Raw genomic sequence first — 17625 nt, 5'->3', positions numbered from 1 at the left:
CCAGGACCACGACCCCCGCGGACGGGTCGAGCCTGCGCAACCGTGTCGCTGCCGACATCCCACCGGCAACGCCACCGACAATCACCGTCTTCACGGCACTCTCAGTTCAAGGTCCTCGAGCGCGGAGTGCTCACGTCACGGACGTCGCTCACCGGCCAGATGGGCGACGTCCGCAGTGAATCGCCTGATCGCCTCCTCCCCACCGGCGCGGTAGCCCTGCCACTGTGCACCGTCACGCTGTTCAAGCTCGCCCTTCTACGCCTGAAGCACGTGAGCCGCGCTCGCCGTTAGGCCTTCCTCCGGTAACGCGCGGTGACGCCGGGCGACCTCGGAGAGCACAGCCACCGCGTCCTCAGCCTGCTTCAGGCCGTCCGAGGCTGCGGGTCCGACCCTGCACAGGGGTTGCCCTCCAGCTTGACGGTCCAGCGCCTCCAGCGATCGACGCCTGTGACTGGCCAAAACGTCCTCAGCAAACGTCCCGGGAACGGCCACGGACGGGGGCGGCGATCCCTCCTCCGGCGAGACGAAACCGGCGCGAGCGTCATCGCGAGGACGACCACGGGCGAGCATCACCACGACGGTGGCGATCGCGAGCGCGACCAGGGTCACCGCGGTCATCGGCACCTCACCTCCGGTGCGCCCCGGCAGGCGTCCGGGCGGCGGCCGGGCCAGCCCCCTGCGTGGACGAGACGCCCTCGCCAGGGAGGCGTGCGCGACGGAGCAGCCAGACGCCGGCGGCGATCGCAGCAAGACCGCTGAGGACCCATCCGGGGACGGCCGCGAGGGCCGCCGTGATGCGCTCCTGCAGCATGACCTCCAGGTCTGCGGTGTCACCGGCGCCCAGGACGCCGGTGATGCCGGCCGAGCCGGTGAAGCGGAGGAACAGCAGGCCGATGAGGATGAGCAGGACACCGGAGACCAGGGTGGTGGTGTGCACCTGCACAGGCCCGAGGCTCAGCATCCGGCCGCGCAACCAGGGCCTGCTGCCGAGGTCGTAGCGGTCCCAGACGAGGGCCAGGAGGCACGGGCAGCGCCATCCCGAGTGCGTAGGTGGCCAGGAGAGGGTCGTCTGGGCCAAACGCCGCGCTCGGGCACAGGAAAGCCGGACCGCCACCCCGCGGTACGTGGGGACGCGCCGGCCCGGCGGTTCAGGTGGTCAGGCGGTGCGGCGCACTGCGGCGCAGCGGGCAGGTCGGGAGGACGGCCCAGCACACCCCGGCTGCGGCGAGGACGGCCCCACCCAGGGTGCCGATGGCCCACAGGGGAACGGCGAGTTCCCGGGCCAGGACAAACACGGCCATCGCCAGGACGAAGATGCCGAAGCCCTTGCGCAGCGCCTGCTCGGGGACGATGCCGGCCAGTCGTGCGCCGACGAAGGAGCCGGCCACGGCGGCCGCGGTCACACCGAGCACCAGGGGCCAGTCGAGCTGGACTGTGGTGAGGTAGCCGGCCAGCCCCGCGAACGACTTCATCGCGATCACCAGGAGCGAGGTGCCGACGGCGACGGACATCGGCAGCCCACCGAGCAGGACCAGGGCGGGCACCACGAGGAAGCCGCCGCCCGCGCCCACGATGCCGGTGACGAGGCCGACCACGAGGCCCTCGAGGACGACCTTGAGCACCGGCAGGTCACCGGTGGTGGGCTTGGCCGCCTGTCCGCGGCGGCCGCGGATCATCGCCACGGCCGTCGCGAGCATCATCAGCGCGAAGGCGATCATCAGCACAGTGCCGGGGATGTAGCCGCCCAGCAGGCCGCCGACGAAGGCGCCGACCATCCCGGCCGCGCCGAAGATCAGCCCGGTCCGCCAGCGGACCCGGCCGTTGCGGGCGTGCGCCACGACGCTCACCGCGGAGGTGACGCCGACGACGAAGAGTGAGGCGGCGATGGCTTCCTTGGCTTCAAGCCCGGCGACGTAGGCCAGGATCGGGACGGTGAGGATCGAGCCTCCCCCGCCCAGCAGGCCGAGGGAGACGCCAACCAGGACGGACAGCAGCAGGGTGATCACCAGGGTTAGGGACATGACTACCGTTCTCCTCCTCGTCCGGGGGCCTCAGCCGGCCTGCGGCAGGCGGCCGAGGGCGACGCTGGCGTCGGGGTCCTGAGCTCCGCGGTTCCAGGGCATCTTGGCCAGGGCGGCGCCCATGGCGCAGGTGTTGGTGGCGGCGGAGAAGGCCAGGCCGGCGCCGACGGCGCCGGCGAGCAGCCGCAGCTTGGGCGAGATGAGCTCGCCGGCGAGCAGTCCGGTGGTCACCAGGGTGCCGGCGACCATGCGGACCTGGCGGTCCATGGCCCAGCGCTGCTCGCCGCGGACGACCTCACCGCCGGCGGCGGCGAAGGCCGGGGCGCCTCCGTCGAGGACGACGGCCGAGTCCAATCCGACCTCGTGCAGGCGCTGGCGGGCCTGCTCGGCGCGCACGCCGGAGTGGCAGACCAGCACGACGCGACGGCCGACGCGCTGCGCGACGTCCTCGGTGTGCTCGGCGACCAGCTGCAGAGGGACGTTGTAGGAGCCGCGGATGTGCAGGGACTCGAACTCGGCGGCGGAGCGGACGTCCATGATCACGACGTCGTCGTGGCGCTGGATCCAGGCCTTGAGGGTGTCGGCGTCGATGACGTTGGTGGTGGTGTCGGTGGGAGTGCTCACGAAGGTCCTTCCGTGGGTCCGGGGCGGGTGCGCCCGGGCCGGGGGTGTGCGGGTGTATCAGGGGTATGCGGTCGCTCGGGTGGGAGCGGCCGTGCCGGACCCGGCCGAGAGAGGCTCCCGGCCGGGTCGCGGGACGCCGGGGAGGAGGGTGCTCAGCCCGCCACTGCGGCGCGGTCAGCCTGGTCCTGCAGCCAGCCGGCGTAGCTGCCCTCGAGCTCGACGACGTCGAACCCGGCGCGGCGCAGGGCGGAGGCGGCGACGCTGTTGCGCAGCCCCGACTGGCAGAACGTGACGATCCGGCCCTCGCGGGGCAGCCGGTCGGTGTGCCAGAGCACCTTTCCGGCGGACAGCTGCTCGGCGCCGGGGATCGTGCCCTCGGTGTGCTCGGTCTTGTTGCGCACGTCAAGCAGGAGCGCGTATTCCATACCCTCGAGGTCCGCGAGGGACACGGTGGCCGGCTGCTCCAAGGGGAGCCCGTCGAAGGAGGTGACGTAGCCGCTCACGTCGTCGACGCCGACGCGCACGAGGTGGTCCCAGATCTGCTGGGCGGTTTCATGGTCGGGCGCGAGCAGGACCAGCGCGCGCGAATCGTTCTCGGGGTCGTAGGCCCAACCCCCGTAGGTGGCCGCCTTCTCCGGCGCCGGGATCGACAGGGAACCGGGCACGGTGCCGGCGTGGACCTCCTCGACCGGACGGGTGTCGACGAGCGTGAGCGTGTCGCCCTCCAGTCCGGCACGGACCGTCTCGGCGGTCAGCTCGGCCAGCGGGGCACGCTCGCCCATCACGGCCGGGCCGAGCTTGTTCTCGCGCTTCATGCGCCCGAAGTAGGCGTGCGCGTCGGGCTGCCCGTCGAGCAGCTCGTCGATGAAGCCCTGCTCGTCGCCGGTCGCCAGGTAGGGCGCCCACCAGGCGTACAGGCGCTCGTAGCCGACGGTCGTCGAGGGCAGCGCCCCCAGTGCCTTGCCGCAGGCCGAGCCCGCACCGTGCGCCGGGTAGACCTGCACGTGGTCCGGCAGCGTCAGGAAGGACTCCTTGAGCGAGCTGAAGAGCTGCTGGGCGCCCAAGAACCGGGTGTCGACGCCGCCGGCGGCCTCGTCGAGCAGGTCCGGGCGACCGAGGTCGCCGGAGAAGACGAAGTCGCCGGAGAGCAGGTAGCCGGGCTGGTCGCTGAACGCGCCGTCGGTCACGAGGAACACGAGGTGCTCGGGGGTGTGGCCGGGGGTGTGCAGGGCCTTGACGGTGATGTTGCCGAGGGTGATGATGTCGCCGTGGTGCAGGCGGGTGCCCTCGAAGCCGTACTGCCAGTCCTCGCCGCCCTCGCCGGAGACGTAGATCTGGGCGCCGGTGGCCGCGGCCAGCTCGCGGGTGCCCGAGAGGTAGTCGGCGTGGATGTGGGTCTCGGTGACCGCCACGATCTTCATGCCGTTCTTGGCGGCCAGGTCGAGGTAGACCTGGATGTCGCGACGGGCGTCGACGACGACCGCCTCGCCCTTGTCCTGGCAGCCGATGACGTAGCTGGCCTGGGAGAGGTCCTCGTCGTAGATGCGCTCGAGAAGCATGGGTGTCTCGCTCCTGTTCGGTCTGAGTGGCTGATTCGCACCCACAATATACCCCCGGGGGTATCTAGTCCAATCGGCCGAGCCCTCGGGTCGCACAAGCCTTCCGGACTGGCAACAGCTCCACCTCGCCCGAGGTCGATGGCTGGCGATGGAGCGGTGCGGCTCGGCAGCCTGGGCCGGGTCGGGCAAACACCGCCCTGATTCTGCGAGGTGCACTCACGGCTCTCCCGCTGTCCCATCCGGTCATGGCTCGCGGCGACGCATCCAACGTTGCATGCCGGCCCCCGGACCCCGCAGGTTCGTCGGGTGCGGTGCAACCATTGGAACGTTCACCTGGCTGGCACAGGACCGAGAGCGGCTGAACGGCACGGGTGAGATTGCGACCCCGGAGGGTCGGCGAGCGTATTTGGGTGCCGTGGCCGGCCTACTGGAGGACGAAGGCCTGTTCGTCGGCCCGGCCACGTCGAAGTAGCCCATCGCGCTCTTGAGGAGAACGTTCTGCCCGTGCTGCGGCAGAACGTGTCAGAAATGGTCCAGATCGCCGGCGGACAGCACAGCGCCTACCTCTCATCAGGAAGCCCGGACGGCGCAGCTTTGCTGGCCCCTCTTGTGGCGACCACCAAAGTGGTCGTTTAGAAGCGCGGGGGCTTGACACAGGGCAACTCATGCGATCCCGATCCGCCGTGGGGCCAGGGTAAATAACCGCGCCAGATATCAGAACGGCAACGCTTATGATGGAAAGTCGAGACGTTGCCACCCCAGCCGGCGGGATCGCCGTGTCGTCACGGCTCCACATGCTCACCATCTTGACGACACCGTCGGTGCCTGGTGCCCGTCGGGAACGCGCTGGGCTGCTTTAGCAGCCGTTCAGCGCAGTCAGTGCGTACGGGAGGTGCACAGCCGCACCGACCGCAGCCAGCACGAGCAGATGAGAGATCACAGCCAGCATGGGCAGCGCGCCGGCAGAGCCGCTGCCTGGCAGCACCAGGTGCCGGATGCGTTCCGGGCCAGCGGCGTGCAGTGCGCCGACCGGGTGGCCCGTCAGGACTGGTTCGTTGCGCTCCCCCAGCCGGACGAGGGCGCTTACCAGCGCCGGGGTGCCGGCGCAGCGTCGGGCCCGGTTGTCGGCCGCGATCTCCAGGTAGTGCGGCAACGCCCCCTCGACCGCTGCCACCAGCGGCACCCAGCGCAGGTGCCGTGCCAGGCTGGACACCAGGGCGGTGATCAGGTGGTGGTGCTGACGCAGGTGAGCCTGTTCATGGGCCAGGACGGCCGCTAACTCCAGATGGCTGAGTCGCTCCAGAGCCCCGGTCGACAGGACGATGCCGCCGTGGCGCGCGGGAAAGGTCACCGCGAAGGGTCGCTCGTCCGGCAGGACCCGGACCTCGTGTCCCTGCACGAGGTGTGGGGTGGTGCTCGTCAGCACCAGTCCGGCGGCGCGTCGCGACTCTGCTTGACGGCGCCGGCACTCTCGGACCAGTCCTAGGGCGAGCAGCGCCGTCACCAAGGCAGGGAGCGCCAGCAGGAGCACCACGGGCACACCGGCGTCCACGGTCCCGGCGACGAATGGGTTGGCGGCATTGAGGCACCGCTGACAGGCCTGCGCCGCGCGCTCTGGGAGGACGGCAGGCCCCGTGACGGCCCAGGCGAGCAGTGGCCCGAGAGCCAGCGCGGTGCCCAGCCACACCACGATGCTGCCGAACAGCAGCCCGATCGCCAGCCGCGGAGTGTGGACCAGGGTCGGGGCTGCCGACCGCAGCGCCCACGGACCGAGCAGCGCGCCCGCGACCAGGGTGACGGCCAGGAAGCCGGCGAGCAGACCAGGGGTCACGAAGTCTCTCCCACCCCGCGAGCATCCAGGTGGTCCCGCAGCAGCGCCAGATCGCTTTCGGCCATGGTGTCAACGAAGTGCAGGATCGAGGCGGTCCGGTCACGGCTGGCGTCGAGCACATGACTCATGAGCTGGGCGGCGTGCTCCTGGCGACTGAGCCGGGCGGCATAACTGGTCGAGCGACCCTGCCGGATGATGCTGACCAAGTGCTTGCGGTCCAGGTTGCCCAGGACGGTGGCGATCGTGGTGTATGCCGGGGTTCCCGACAGGTGGTTGATGACCTGCCGAACCGTGACGGGGCCGTGGTCCCACAGCACGTCCATCACCTGCGCCTCGAGCGCGCCCAGCCGGGGCAGATCGCCCGGGCTGGTGCCCTGCCCGCTCACCGCGCCACCGCCATCCCGCGAACTGGCACCGGGCAGGCGACCTGACCGCGCAGACGCCACAAGAGAGCGGCCGCAGTAAGCACCAGCGCGGCGAGGGCCAGAACGGGCTGCAGCGGGGCGAACCAGGTGATCGCACCGCTGTAACCGAGAGCGATCAATGCAAGCTTGTTGCACACCGGGCAGCCGACGGCAAACCAGGCCAGAACCCCACCGGCAACCCCGAACCGGCCACTACGCCGGTCTGCAGCGCCCAGTTCGCCCGCCGCCGACTCGCCCTCGCCCGCTCCGTGCCCGGGCTGGCGGACGTAAGTGGTCAGGAGCATCCCCGACAGCGCCGACGTGACCAACCACACGGGGTAGTTCCACCACACCGGCGGAATGTCCCGGCCGAAGACAGGGTTGGGGATGAGGACGGTGGCAATGCCGATCAGCAGGGCAACGACCAGCCCCACGGACACCGCGAGGACCACCTGCCGCAGACTCCACGCGCGCAGCGCAGCACGCGCCAGCAACACGTTCTGGCGCAGTGTGAGACGGGTGGATGTCGCGGGCATCCCCCCATGATGCACCACTTCGACTATGAAACGTAGTCGACTATGTTGCATAGTAGATAGAACCCACCGAGAACCCACTCTGCACGAGGAGCGCCATGTCAACGCCATCAGTCCGCCGCACCGGACGTTCGTGGGCTATCCCGGTCGCGGTCCTCGCCGTTCTGGCCCTGCTGATCGCCCTGGTCATCAACCTCAACGGCGACCCGGAGAGCCCGGCGCCCGGCGCGGGGTCTGCGGCAACCGCGCCCGCAGAGGGCTCGGCAGACGCCGCCCCGACGGAGGTGCAAGGCGCCGTCCAGCCCGACCTGAGCGACATCGAGCGCCGTGATGAGGCTGACCCGTTGGCTGCCGGACCGGTGGACGCGCCGGTCACCCTGGTGGTGTTCTCGGACTACCAGTGCCCCTTCTGTGCCCAGTGGAGCCAGGACACCCTGCCCGTCATGATGGAGCGGGCCGACGCCGGTGAGCTGCGGATCGAGTGGCGCGATGTGAACGTCTTCGGGGACGCCTCGACCCGCGCGGCCAAGGCCGCTTATGCCGCTGCGCTGCAGGGCTCGTACTGGGAGTACCACCATGCGCTCTACCCCGATGGCGAGACTCGTGATGACCTCAGCGAGGAGTCCCTGGTGGGACTGGCCGAGGAGATGGGCCTGGACACCGAGCAGTTCGCTGCCGACATGAGTTCCGAGGAGACCCAGAGCGAGATCAGCCGCAACGCCAAGCTCGGGTTGGATATCGGTGCCCACTCCACGCCGGCCTTCGTCCTCGGGGGGCAGCCGATTGTCGGCGCCCAGCCCACCGAGGTGTTTGTCGATGCCTTCGAGTCGGCCCTGGCGCAGGGGCAGTAGCCGGTGGACATCGGACTCGTCAGCGCCTTTCTGGGTGGGGTGCTTGCCCTGCTCAGCCCGTGTGCTGCGCTCTTGCTGCCCGCGTTCTTCGCCTCGACGGTCGGGGCTGGCCCGCGCCTCCTCCTTCACGGAGCGGTGTTCTATCTCGGCCTGCTGGTGATCCTCATCCCGCTCGGGGTCGGGGCGGGTGCCGTGGGGACGCTGTTCGTCACCCACCGGCAGGCCATCGTGCTCGGCTCCGCCATCCTGCTCATCGTGTTGGGAGTCATCCAGGTCCTGGGCCTGGGCTTCGACCCGGCACGGCTGCTGCCTGGCGGGGCGCAACTGCAGTCCCGCGCCGCCTCGACCAGCGGGTTGGTGAAGACTCTGCTGCTCGGAGCAGCGGGAGGTATAGCAGGATTCTGCGCCGGCCCCATCCTCGGTGCCGGTTTGACCCTGGCCGCCGCCCGGGGGGACGTCTTCTCCGCAGGTGGGCTGTTGGCCGTCTACGGCGCCGGCATGGTGGTGCCTCTGCTGCTCATCGCGGCCCTCTGGCAGCGACTCGGGGCCCGGGGCCGCACGATCCTGCGCGGGCGAACGGTCACCGTACTCGGACGAGAGCTGCACACCACCTCGGTGCTGACCGGCCTGCTGATCATCACCGTCGGCGTCCTCTTCTGGACGACGAACGGACTGGTCGGGGCGCCGGAACTCCTGCCGTACGAAGCACAGTCCTGGCTGCAGGAGACCAGCTCCCTGCTGGCCAACCCCCTTCTGGACATCCTCGCCCTGGGCGTGGTCGCCGGGCTCGTACTGGTGCTCTGGGCACGTCGCCAGCGCAGGCCGATGTGCGACAGCGTGCGGGAGACGTCATGACGTCCGGCCGCGGCCTGGCCGCACTGGCGACAGTCGGGATACTCCTGCTCTCCGCCTGCAGCACAGCCGAGCCCGATGCCTCCGGGCAGTCAGCGCCCCAGGCCCCAACCCTGCAACGCTCCCCGCATCCGGCGCCCACACCCCTGCCGGAGGCCGACACGACGGAACTGTGGCTTCCGCACTCCTTCGAGGGTCTGCGGGTCCTCGACCCCGGCTGGGACACCGAGGCGCAGTACTCCGACGGCGTCTTCCTGGGCGCGACGGACCACGGTGATCACCTCGAATACACCGCGGTCGACGTGCACGGCGAGGTGCTGTGGGCGGCGGAACGGCCCAGCGGCAGCACGGGCTTCAGCATCCGCAACGACTCGCAGGGACACCCCGTGGCTGTCCTCCCCGACGTCAAGGAGGACGGAACGGGGACGGTGAGCGCCTACGACCTCGCGAGCGGAGAACTCGTGTGGGGTCCGGCGGAGCCACCGGGGCCGACGGCTGCGGAGGGCGGTGACACGACGGCTGCGACCGGAGCCGAGCACGACGGCAACGTGGATCCGGCCACGGGGACCCACCTCACCCTCAAGGGCACCACCCTGCGCGCCCACGACCCCGAGGGCACGGAGCTGTGGACGCTCTCGGTCAGCGAGGGCACAACCGTGGCCGGGCTGGGCGGCGCCTTCGTCTATCTACGAGAGGGCGACGCGATCCGGGCGCACAACGTGATGACCGGTGCCGTAGCCCAGGCCTACGACCCCGAGGGCCAAGGACGCGTCGTGGTGCCACAGATGATCGTCAGCCAAGGTGCCGCGCTACTGCTCGACGGCGAGCGGCAACTGATCGCGACCGCACCCGCAGTACCCCAGGTCCCCTGAGGCCTGCCAAACGACCCCACACGTAACACCGCACCGCGGCGCACGCGCACGAAGCAGCCACTCGGAGACGGCATTCCGGCTCCGATGAGATCCCTTCGGACTGTCCATATCAACGTCTTCGCGGTCGCCACGCTGGCCGCTCTTGCGCACATCGCCGACGAGGTCCGCATCGGTGAGTTCATTGCGCTACCGTTCGCGGCCGCCAACGTGGCTGTTGCGCTGGTGTGTCCGCGGCCGGGCCGGGTGTGCGAGATGATTCTGCGTGTTTCCGCAGGTCAGGCACTTGAGAGTGGGTGGACGTGAAGGGACTCGAAACCCTCCACGCTCGACCTTCTGATCGCACGACCAGCTCGAGCAGGCCCTGTGCTATTCCCCCCGTAGTCCCCCCACGAGAAACCCCCTCGACCATTTTCGCTGGTCAAAGGGGGTTTCTATGCGTGGGCGATACTGGGTTTGAACCAGTGACCTCTTCCGTGTCAAGTGTCGCGTCTTCAGTTCATCAAAACGCACTCTGACCTGCAACGATACCATCCGGGTCGGGTTAGTGTTGGCCCGGGTCTTCCTACCTACGTTTGCTGTTGTCTACCCATGACTGCCGGCTACTACGGTATTGGCCCGAGGGTGCGATGTGATAGCACGCTGACTCCTTTCTTCTGGCTCCACTGACGGGCATGGGCCATCCGAATAGAGGCATAGTTCACCTAAGGAGATAGGGAACTCCGGGGATGGACTGGCTGGCCTGCGCCCTGGCTGGACCTACGCACCACACCATGCCGCGGACCGCCCGAAGGTGTGGCTCGACACGCCGCCGGCGACACCACGGAGCCCGGGCCAACAGGGGAGGCGACCTCCCAACTACTTGGTCGGATCACCGCACAGTGACACAGGCATGAGCACCCAGATCAGCGAGGCCGCAGTCTCCCGCCGTGAAGCCAACCGTGACCACCAGGGCAAGTTCGGGAACGACCCGGCGGCCGAGACGGACCTCATCCTGGGCGACCTCGAGGAGCCGACGGAGTCCGATGCAGGCCAAGAGAGCGAGGGCTTCGAGTACGCCCGCATCTCCTCCCTGATGGGTGACGCCTACCACCTGGATCCCGAGCGCAAGGTCGCACTGCCGCGGATCAACGAGGACGACACGATCGCGCAGGTCCACCACAAGCTGAACCGCTACCTGGCCAAGACCCAGGACGTCTCCGACCTGGACGACGAGCAGCTGGCTGAGATGGCTGGTTTCCACCACGCTCCCGATGAGGAGATGCCCGAGAGGCTGCGCAACGAGTTCGGCATCTCCGAGAGCGACCGGGTCGTCGTTGCCGAGACCGGTGATGGTTGGCCCGTCTATGTCTCGACCGGCAACACGGCGAAGAAGACCGGCTCCTACTACAGCCGTCTCACCCGTGAACGGTTCCAAGTGGTCAACGTCGCCGAGGTCACCACCGCGCCGAAGATGCAGCAGGAGTTCGCCGATGACCACCCCGACCTCGCCAGCAAGGAGGTCAAGGACCTGTTCCGTCGGCTCAACGGCGACTACCGCGGCAAGGGCCACCGCTACATGTGGAACGAGGACGCCCTCTCCCGGCGCAACTACTTCGCCCTGTCCGTGGCTCGCACGCAGGCTGGACTCTCCGACACACCCATGAGCGATCAGGAGCTGAGGGAGTGGGTGGCCTCTCTGCCGCAAGCCGAAGACGGACGGGCCGTGGTGGCCGGGCCGCGCGGTGAGGCGCTGATGGAGGCCCCTCGGGGCATCGAGGGGGATCTAGCCGGCACGTCACCGCACGCGAGCTCGGCGGCCACCAACACCGCCTACCGGAGGTGGATCACCGAGAAGCTGGCCGACGAGTACGACTACACGCTGCAGCGCAAGTACGTCAACGACAACAGCGGTGAGGGCGGGGCGCGGGTCTTCGAGCAGAAGAAGAACGTTCCCCAGTCGCACCTAGACGCCGCCGAGGCCAGCACCTTCGCTACCACCGGGGACTTCCGGCACGTCGAGGTGGACGCCGACACCGACCTGGACAAGCTCGCCCACGTCGGCGCCGAGTACGAGCAACTGCGCAAGCACCTGCCGAAGACCGGGAGTACCCCTACTCTGCGCTTCCGGAAGACCGGCCGCCACCAGGCGCTCGGGGTGTACCACCCGCACGTGGACAACATCGCGGTGGATCCGAGGAGCCCGTCGGCCATGATCCACGAGTACGCGCACCATATCGACCACACTGCCGGCGACCGGAACCTGTCCAGCGAGGAAGACTTCCGGGCCATCCTGCGGGCTGCCCAGCGGGAGGTCAGTGCATCTGATGATCCGGCACTGAACAAGAAGCGGGACTATTACCGCACCCCGACCGAGATTCACGCTCGTACCTTCCAGTGCTACTTCCACTGGAAGGGCGTCGATACCTCGCTGAACGATGGTGACGAAAGGCTCTCCACTGAGGCGGTGTCGAGATGCACTCAAGACTGTAAGAACGTCGGCTAATTCCAGGAATTAGCCGACGTGAGAGATGACAGGCCGGAGGTTTTGAGACCTCGTCCGAGGCGCCCGCAACTGACGGTTCTATGTGTCATAAATCTGAAGTTTTTATGACAGTTGTTGCACGAGGCTGGGGTCGTCCTGGCGCGTGATCAACTCAGGAAGCGACAGGCTGATTCTGGGTAGGGTGCTCAGTTGCAATGTCGTGACCACCCTGCGAGATGCAGCTGGCCGGGTACCCCTCCAGAGCCCACCGGGGCTGGCCGGCCGCGAGGACGAGGCGTCCCGATCCTTTGGCCCGCGGTCATCGCGCAGCCGCCAGGTCTCGGTCGTCTCCAACGGGACGCCCTCGCGCACCTGGGCCACCTCGTCCTCGTAGTGCGTCCGTGTGTGGAGCGAGTCCATGCGCCTGCCGCCTGGAGACTCAACCAAGGCTGGTCAGATTTCGGGGACGGCCTCGATGAGTTCGCGGGTGTAGGAGTCTTGCGGGTCATCGATGACGGCGTTGGTACGGCCTGCTTCACGGACTTGGCCGTTCTTGAGTACCACGATGTCGTCGCAGAGCGCACGGACGATCGCCAGGTCGTGGGACACGAAGAGCATCGCGGCGCCGGACTTGCTGGTGGTGCGGTGTAGCAGGTTGACAAGCCCGGCCTGGACCGAGACGTCGACTCCGGAGACGGGTTCGTCTGCAACGAGCACTGCAGGCTCGGCCAGCAGGGCTCGCGCGATCGCTACTCGCTGGGCCTGCCCGCCGCTCAGTTGCCCGGGGCGTCGCGTCGCGAAGAGGTTCGGTGGCAGACCGACTTCGGTGAGCATCTCCGCGGCGCGCTCACGTCGGGTCGCCCGTCGGACGCCGTCGATGGTGAGTGACTCGGCGACGATGTCGATAACCTGGCGAGATGGGTTGAGTGAGCCGATCGGGTCCTGGAAGACCATCTGGACCCCGCCAGGCCCGCGCCGTGGCGCCACAGGCTGGCCGTCCAGCAGGATGGAACCGGAAAAGATCGGTGTGAGGCCTACGATCGCGCGGGCGAGGGAGCTCTTTCCCGACCCGGACTCTCCCACCAGGCCCACCGCGGATCCGGGTCGCACCGCTAGTGACACGCCGCCGACCGCATCGAGTACACCGCCTGGAACACGGTAGCGGACGTGTAGATCGGTCACCACGAGCCCGCTCATGGGTGGCTCCGTCCTGCTGGTTCCCGCAACGGGACGGCCAGGGCGGCGGCCTCGACGGTGCGCCAGCACGCCGCGACGTGCCCGAGGGTGGACTCGGGCACTGGCGTTGTTGGTGGCCGTTCGGAGTGGCAGCGGGTGTCGGCGAGGGCACAGCGGGGCGCGAAGGGGCAGCCGGTCCGGGGCTGGTCGAGGCGCGGCAGGTCTCCGCGGATCTGGGGCAGCGGCAGCGGTTGGGGCCGCCGCAGGCGCGGTCGCATCTCCATGAGTGCACGGGTGTAGGGGTGTGCCGGCTGGGTGAGGACCTGGGGTGTGGGGCCGTCTTCCATGACCCGCCCGGCGTAGAGGACGATGATGCGGTCGGAGCGGCCGGAGAGTAGGGCCAGGTCGTGAGTGACGTGGATCATGGCGAGGGAACGCTCGTGGCGCAGTTGGTCGAGCAGGTCGAGGATGGTGCGCTGCACGGAGACATCGAGCGCGGTGGTTGGCTCGTCTGCCATGAGCAGGCGCGGGGCACCAGCCAGGGCGGCGGCGATCCCGACGCGCTGGCGTTGGCCCCCTGACAGTTCTGAGGGGTAGGCGCGGGCGATGCGCTCGACGTCGGTCAGGCCGACCGACTCCAGCAGGCCGGTGAGCAGCGCGCGGCGCTGGTGTGCCGATGACTGCCGCCGGTGGGTCGCTTCGAGAATCTGCGCGCCGACGCGCACGACGGGGTTCAGCGACGATGACGGGTCCTGGAAGATCATCGAGACGTCGGTGCCGAGGGTTTGGCGGTGGGCTCGCGGGGTGAGACCGAGCAGTTCGTTCCCGGCGAAGGAGATGCCGCCTTGGGCGGTGATGTGGGTGGTGCGGGGGTGGAGTCCGAGCACGGTGCGTGCGAGCACGGACTTGCCTGACCCGGATTCCCCGACCAGGCCGACGCTCTCGCTGGCAGCGACGGTGAGGTCAACGTCCTCCAGTACGTGCGCGGAGCGCCCGTCGACGTCGGAGAGCCCTACGGACAGGCCGCGAACCGACAGGAGCGGGTGGTTGTGGTGGGTCATGGCTGCCTCGTAGTGGTCGAGAGTCGTTGGCCGAGGAGGTTGACGGACAGGATGGTGGCGCATAGCACCATGGAGGGGGCCAGTGTGATCCACGGGGCGGTGCCCAGGTGTGTGCGTCCCTCGGAGATCAGTCCTCCCCAGGATGGTTCGGGAGGCTGCAGCCCGAACCCGAGAAAGCTCAAGGAGCCCTCTGCCACGACTGCGGCGGTGACGGCGGTGAACGCGTAGGCACCGACTGCGGGCAGGACACTGGGGATTACCTCGGTGACTATGGCCCGGGCCGGGCCGGCCCCCAGGAGCCGGGAGGCTTGGACGAACGATCGGTCCCTGACGGCCAGCGTGGCCGAGCGCGCGATCCTGGCGAAGGGGGCGATCATGAATATCCCGATGAGTGTGCCGATCGTCCAGTAGCCGGGGCCGAGCAGGGTGATGACGACCATGACGAGGATGAGACCGGGTAGGGAGAGCAGCAACTCTAGGAGCGTGCCCACCACGACGTCGGCGACGCCGCCGAGGTAACCGCCGACCACGCCGAGGCCACCGCCGACGACGATGCCGATGGTCACGGTCAGGAGGGCGACCACGATCGAGGACAGGCCGCCTTTGAGCGTCCGGTCGAAGATGTCGCGCCCGTTGGAGTCGGTCCCGAACCAGTGCTCGGGACTGGGCGGCTGCAGGACCGCGGTGAAGTCCTGGCCGTAGGCATCGATCTGTGGGAGCACCAGGGACAATAGGCACCCGGTGGCCAGGCAGACCAGGTAGGTGAGGCACAGCAGGTCCAGACCACCGACCCGGCGGCGGTTATAGGTCTGGGTCGCGGCGTGCGGGGCTGTTGCTGCTGGAGTCTGCTCAACTGCGGCCACGGCGGGTCCTTGGGTCGATGCGGGTATAGAGGAAGTCGACGATGGCCATCGCGAGGAGGACCGCCACAGCGGAGAAGATGATGATCGCTTCGATCACTGGGAAGTCCCGTGCGCCAATCGCGGAGACGGCTAGGCGGCCCATGCCGGGGACGGCGAACACCGTCTCGATCAGGGCTGACCCTCCGAAGACGGCCCCGAACCCGAGCCCGACGAGGGTGACGGTCGACAGGCTCGAGGGGCGCAGGGCACGGGTGAGCATGAGTCTGGGCAGGCTCATCCCGCGCGATCGGGCAGCCATGACGTACGGCTGACCCAGGGTGGTGATGAGGTCAGCGCGCAGCACCCGGACAAGTACCGCAGCCTCAGACAGGCCGACGGTCAGGACCGGCAGCACCAGGTGCCGCACGTGTCCGACCGGGTCGTCGAGCGGATGGACCCACCCTGTGGCAGGGAGCAGGTTGAGCATCACGGCAAACAGCGCGATCGCGAGCAGCCCCAGGACGAAGACCGGTATCGAGATGAGCACAAACGCGACAGTGGTAGCGAACCGGTCCAGGATGCTGCCGGGGCGCCAGGCAGAGGCCATCGCCACGGGCAGGGTGATCGCTAGTGCGAGGACCTGACCTAGGGCCAGCAGCTCCAACGTGATCGGCAGTCGGGTGATGATCTCCTCGGCGACTTCCCGGCCGGTGGTCAGTGACGAGCCCAGGTCGCCCTGCGCGGCGTTGCCAAGCCAGGCTGCCAGCCGCTGGGGAGCCGGATCGTCAAGGTTGAGGCGGGAGAGGAACTCGGCGATTTGTTCCCGTGATGCCTCCATCCCCAGCGCGGCGATGGCCGGGTTACCGGTCGTCAGGCTCGGCAATGCCATGGTCAGCAAGCCCACCAGGGCGAGGACCACTACCGACCGCAGAATGCGTGTCAGCAGCATCACTGCTCGTCGATCCACAACTCTCCAGGCAGGAGGGAGATGACGTTGCGGTCCGAGAAGTCGGGCAGGCCACCAACCTGAGAGGCTGCGAGGAACCCGGCGGGAGACTCGGTGAAGAACAGGGTCGGCGCTTCCTCGACGATCGTCTGGGCGGCCTGCCCATACAGTTCGGAGCGGGCTTGCTCATCGGTCGTGCCGGAGGCTTGCTGGATTGCCTCGTTAACTTCGTGGTTGCAGTAGCCCCCGAAGTTGGTGCCAGAGTCGCACTCGAAGAGGGACCACACGGTGTCGGAGTCACCGTACCCACTGGTGACGAACTCGATGAGGTCGAAGTCCCGGTCAAATAGTTGCGCACCCCAGGTGGCCGAGTCGGCCGCGTCGATGGTCATCTGGATGCCGACCTCCTCCAGCATCTGCTGGATCGCCGTCGCACGCTGCATCGACTGCGGGCTGGAGTCCGTCGTGTAGGACAGGCTGACCGGTTCTCCGTACTCGGCCAGGAGGTCGCGTGCCCGATCGGGCTCGTAGGCGGGGTAGCTGATCTCCTGGGCGTAGCGAGACCGGGAGCTCAGCGGCCCGTCGGAGAGCCCTCCTTGCCCCTGGTCGACGACCTCGGCCAGCACCTCTCGGTCGATCGCTGCCTGGACGGCTTGGCGCACGCGCACGTCATCAAAGGGCGGCTCGGTGACGTCGAAGATCGCTGTTGCCGTCGTGGCGTTGGCCACCGAGGCCGTGTAACCCTCGGTTTGCGCTGAGCTGATGTGGTTGGGCGTCTGTACCCAGGTGAGGTCCATCGTGCCGGCCAGCAGGCTCTGGTAGCGGGAGTCGGCGTCCGGAAGGAAGTGGAACACGATCTCGTCGGCGTGGGCCGGATCGCCGGCATAGGCGTCGTTCCGTTCGACGGTCAGGGAAACCCCATCGGAGCTGCCCGAGACGACAAACGCACCGGCACCGAGAGGGTTGCCGAACTCATCGGTCGCGGTGGTTGAGGCGATCATGCCCAGGTTGCGGGAGAAGTACCGGTCGAAGGCGGCGTTCGGGGCAACCAGAGTGAAGACCACCGTGGTGGCATCGACGGCCTCCATCTCTGCGACCTCAGCGGCCAGGGTCGCGGTCGGGGATTCGGTCCCCTGGGCGCGGGTGACGTGGTCGATGACAGCCTGGCCGTCCAAGGGGCTGCCGTCCGAAAAGGTCAGGCCCTCAGGAAGGGTCAGGGTCCATTCCACCGCGTCATCACTGTTCAGTGACTCAGCTAGGCCGGGAGCCATCTCACCCTCGGGACCGTCGACGAACAGCGGCTCATAGACCGCGTTCGCCACCACCAGGCTCGACTGCTGGCCGATGTTGCTGCCGAGCGGGTCCAGGTCCGTGATGTCAAGGTCGATACCGACGTCGATCGTGCCGCCGACGACCGGGTCAGCGGCCACCGGTTCACCGCTGGAGGCGGTACTGTTCTCGGCCTCACCCGAAGCCCCGGAGCAGGCTGTCAGGGCGAGCAGGGCACTGGTCGCCACGAGGGCGATGCGTAGGGATGCGCGAGACGCCGCGGGAGTGCTGGTGGTCATGATGCTTCCTCTTTCAGGGGTACG

The 17625-nt window shown here is 68.5% G+C and carries 18 protein-coding genes; 5 read left to right on the top strand and 13 right to left on the bottom strand.

The window, feature by feature from the left end; translation table 11 throughout:
* Positions 1-255: 255 nt before the first annotated feature.
* From DPQ65_RS08650 to DPQ65_RS08610, 8 genes are all read right to left on the bottom strand, one after another.
* Positions 256-618: a hypothetical protein gene (locus DPQ65_RS08650; RefSeq protein ID WP_162802123.1), complete on the bottom strand. Its 363-nt coding sequence runs from the start codon at positions 616-618 to the stop codon at positions 256-258.
* Between the two features lie 7 nt (positions 619-625).
* On the bottom strand, positions 626-943 hold the full coding sequence (locus DPQ65_RS08645) for a hypothetical protein (RefSeq protein ID WP_162802122.1): 318 nt from the start codon (positions 941-943) through the stop codon (positions 626-628).
* A 205-nt stretch (positions 944-1148) separates the two neighbouring features.
* On the bottom strand, positions 1149-2021 hold the full coding sequence (locus tag DPQ65_RS08640; RefSeq protein ID WP_114906922.1) for a sulfite exporter TauE/SafE family protein: 873 nt from the start codon (positions 2019-2021) through the stop codon (positions 1149-1151).
* Positions 2022-2051: 30 nt separating this feature from the next.
* Positions 2052-2645, bottom strand: a complete 594-nt coding sequence (locus DPQ65_RS08635; RefSeq protein WP_114906921.1) for a rhodanese-like domain-containing protein — start codon at positions 2643-2645, stop codon at positions 2052-2054.
* A gap of 152 nt (positions 2646-2797) precedes the next feature.
* Positions 2798-4204, bottom strand: coding sequence for an MBL fold metallo-hydrolase (locus tag DPQ65_RS08630; protein ID WP_114906920.1), 1407 nt, complete (start codon positions 4202-4204; stop codon positions 2798-2800).
* Positions 4205-5060: 856 nt separating this feature from the next.
* Positions 5061-6035, bottom strand: coding sequence for a M56 family metallopeptidase (locus tag DPQ65_RS08620; RefSeq protein WP_202863052.1), 975 nt, complete (start codon positions 6033-6035; stop codon positions 5061-5063).
* Positions 6032-6421, bottom strand: coding sequence for a BlaI/MecI/CopY family transcriptional regulator (locus DPQ65_RS08615; protein WP_114906918.1), 390 nt, complete (start codon positions 6419-6421; stop codon positions 6032-6034). The genes DPQ65_RS08620 and DPQ65_RS08615 overlap by 4 nt, the downstream gene beginning before the upstream one ends.
* A complete protein-coding gene (locus tag DPQ65_RS08610) occupies positions 6418-6975 on the bottom strand; it encodes a hypothetical protein (RefSeq protein WP_114906917.1) in 558 nt (185 codons plus the stop codon). The genes DPQ65_RS08615 and DPQ65_RS08610 overlap by 4 nt, the downstream gene beginning before the upstream one ends.
* A gap of 95 nt (positions 6976-7070) precedes the next feature.
* Here DPQ65_RS08610 and DPQ65_RS08605 point away from each other — a divergent pair, with 95 nt between their 5' ends.
* The 5 genes from DPQ65_RS08605 to DPQ65_RS08585 all read left to right on the top strand — a co-directional run bounded on the left by DPQ65_RS08605 (position 7071) and on the right by DPQ65_RS08585 (position 12029).
* Positions 7071-7823 (top strand): DsbA family protein, encoded by a 753-nt coding sequence (locus DPQ65_RS08605; RefSeq protein WP_114906916.1) that lies wholly within the window; start codon positions 7071-7073, stop codon positions 7821-7823.
* Positions 7824-7826: 3 nt separating this feature from the next.
* On the top strand, positions 7827-8678 hold the full coding sequence (locus tag DPQ65_RS08600) for a cytochrome c biogenesis CcdA family protein (RefSeq protein ID WP_114906915.1): 852 nt from the start codon (positions 7827-7829) through the stop codon (positions 8676-8678).
* A complete protein-coding gene (locus DPQ65_RS08595) occupies positions 8675-9547 on the top strand; it encodes a PQQ-binding-like beta-propeller repeat protein (protein WP_114906914.1) in 873 nt (290 codons plus the stop codon). Before DPQ65_RS08600 ends, DPQ65_RS08595 begins: the two co-directional genes overlap by 4 nt.
* A gap of 84 nt (positions 9548-9631) precedes the next feature.
* Positions 9632-9850, top strand: a complete 219-nt coding sequence (locus DPQ65_RS08590; RefSeq protein WP_114906913.1) for a hypothetical protein — start codon at positions 9632-9634, stop codon at positions 9848-9850.
* A gap of 586 nt (positions 9851-10436) precedes the next feature.
* On the top strand, positions 10437-12029 hold the full coding sequence (locus DPQ65_RS08585; RefSeq protein WP_114906912.1) for a hypothetical protein: 1593 nt from the start codon (positions 10437-10439) through the stop codon (positions 12027-12029).
* Positions 12030-12461: 432 nt separating this feature from the next.
* Here DPQ65_RS08585 and DPQ65_RS08575 read toward each other — a convergent pair whose 3' ends face one another.
* The 5 genes from DPQ65_RS08575 to DPQ65_RS08555 are packed head-to-tail and all read right to left on the bottom strand — an operon-like array spanning position 12462 to position 17601.
* Positions 12462-13205 carry an ABC transporter ATP-binding protein gene (locus tag DPQ65_RS08575; protein ID WP_114906910.1) on the bottom strand — a complete coding sequence of 248 codons (744 nt, stop codon included), beginning with the start codon at positions 13203-13205 and terminating at the stop codon, positions 12462-12464.
* Entirely contained in the window at positions 13202-14245 is a 1044-nt protein-coding gene (locus DPQ65_RS08570) for an ABC transporter ATP-binding protein (RefSeq protein ID WP_162802121.1), read from the bottom strand. The genes DPQ65_RS08575 and DPQ65_RS08570 overlap by 4 nt, the downstream gene beginning before the upstream one ends.
* On the bottom strand, positions 14242-15108 hold the full coding sequence (locus DPQ65_RS08565) for an ABC transporter permease (protein WP_162802120.1): 867 nt from the start codon (positions 15106-15108) through the stop codon (positions 14242-14244). Before DPQ65_RS08565 ends, DPQ65_RS08570 begins: the two co-directional genes overlap by 4 nt.
* On the bottom strand, positions 15095-16036 hold the full coding sequence (locus DPQ65_RS08560; RefSeq protein WP_114906907.1) for an ABC transporter permease: 942 nt from the start codon (positions 16034-16036) through the stop codon (positions 15095-15097). The genes DPQ65_RS08565 and DPQ65_RS08560 overlap by 14 nt, the downstream gene beginning before the upstream one ends.
* Positions 16036-17601: an ABC transporter substrate-binding protein gene (locus DPQ65_RS08555; RefSeq protein ID WP_114906906.1), complete on the bottom strand. Its 1566-nt coding sequence runs from the start codon at positions 17599-17601 to the stop codon at positions 16036-16038. The genes DPQ65_RS08560 and DPQ65_RS08555 overlap by 1 nt, the downstream gene beginning before the upstream one ends.
* Between the last annotated feature and the right edge of the window lie 24 nt (positions 17602-17625).

The sequence above is a fragment of the Ornithinimicrobium murale genome (genome assembly GCF_003352835.1).
Lineage (GTDB): Bacteria > Actinomycetota > Actinomycetes > Actinomycetales > Dermatophilaceae > Ornithinicoccus > Ornithinicoccus muralis.
This window is presented reverse-complemented; position numbering and strand designations above follow the sequence as displayed.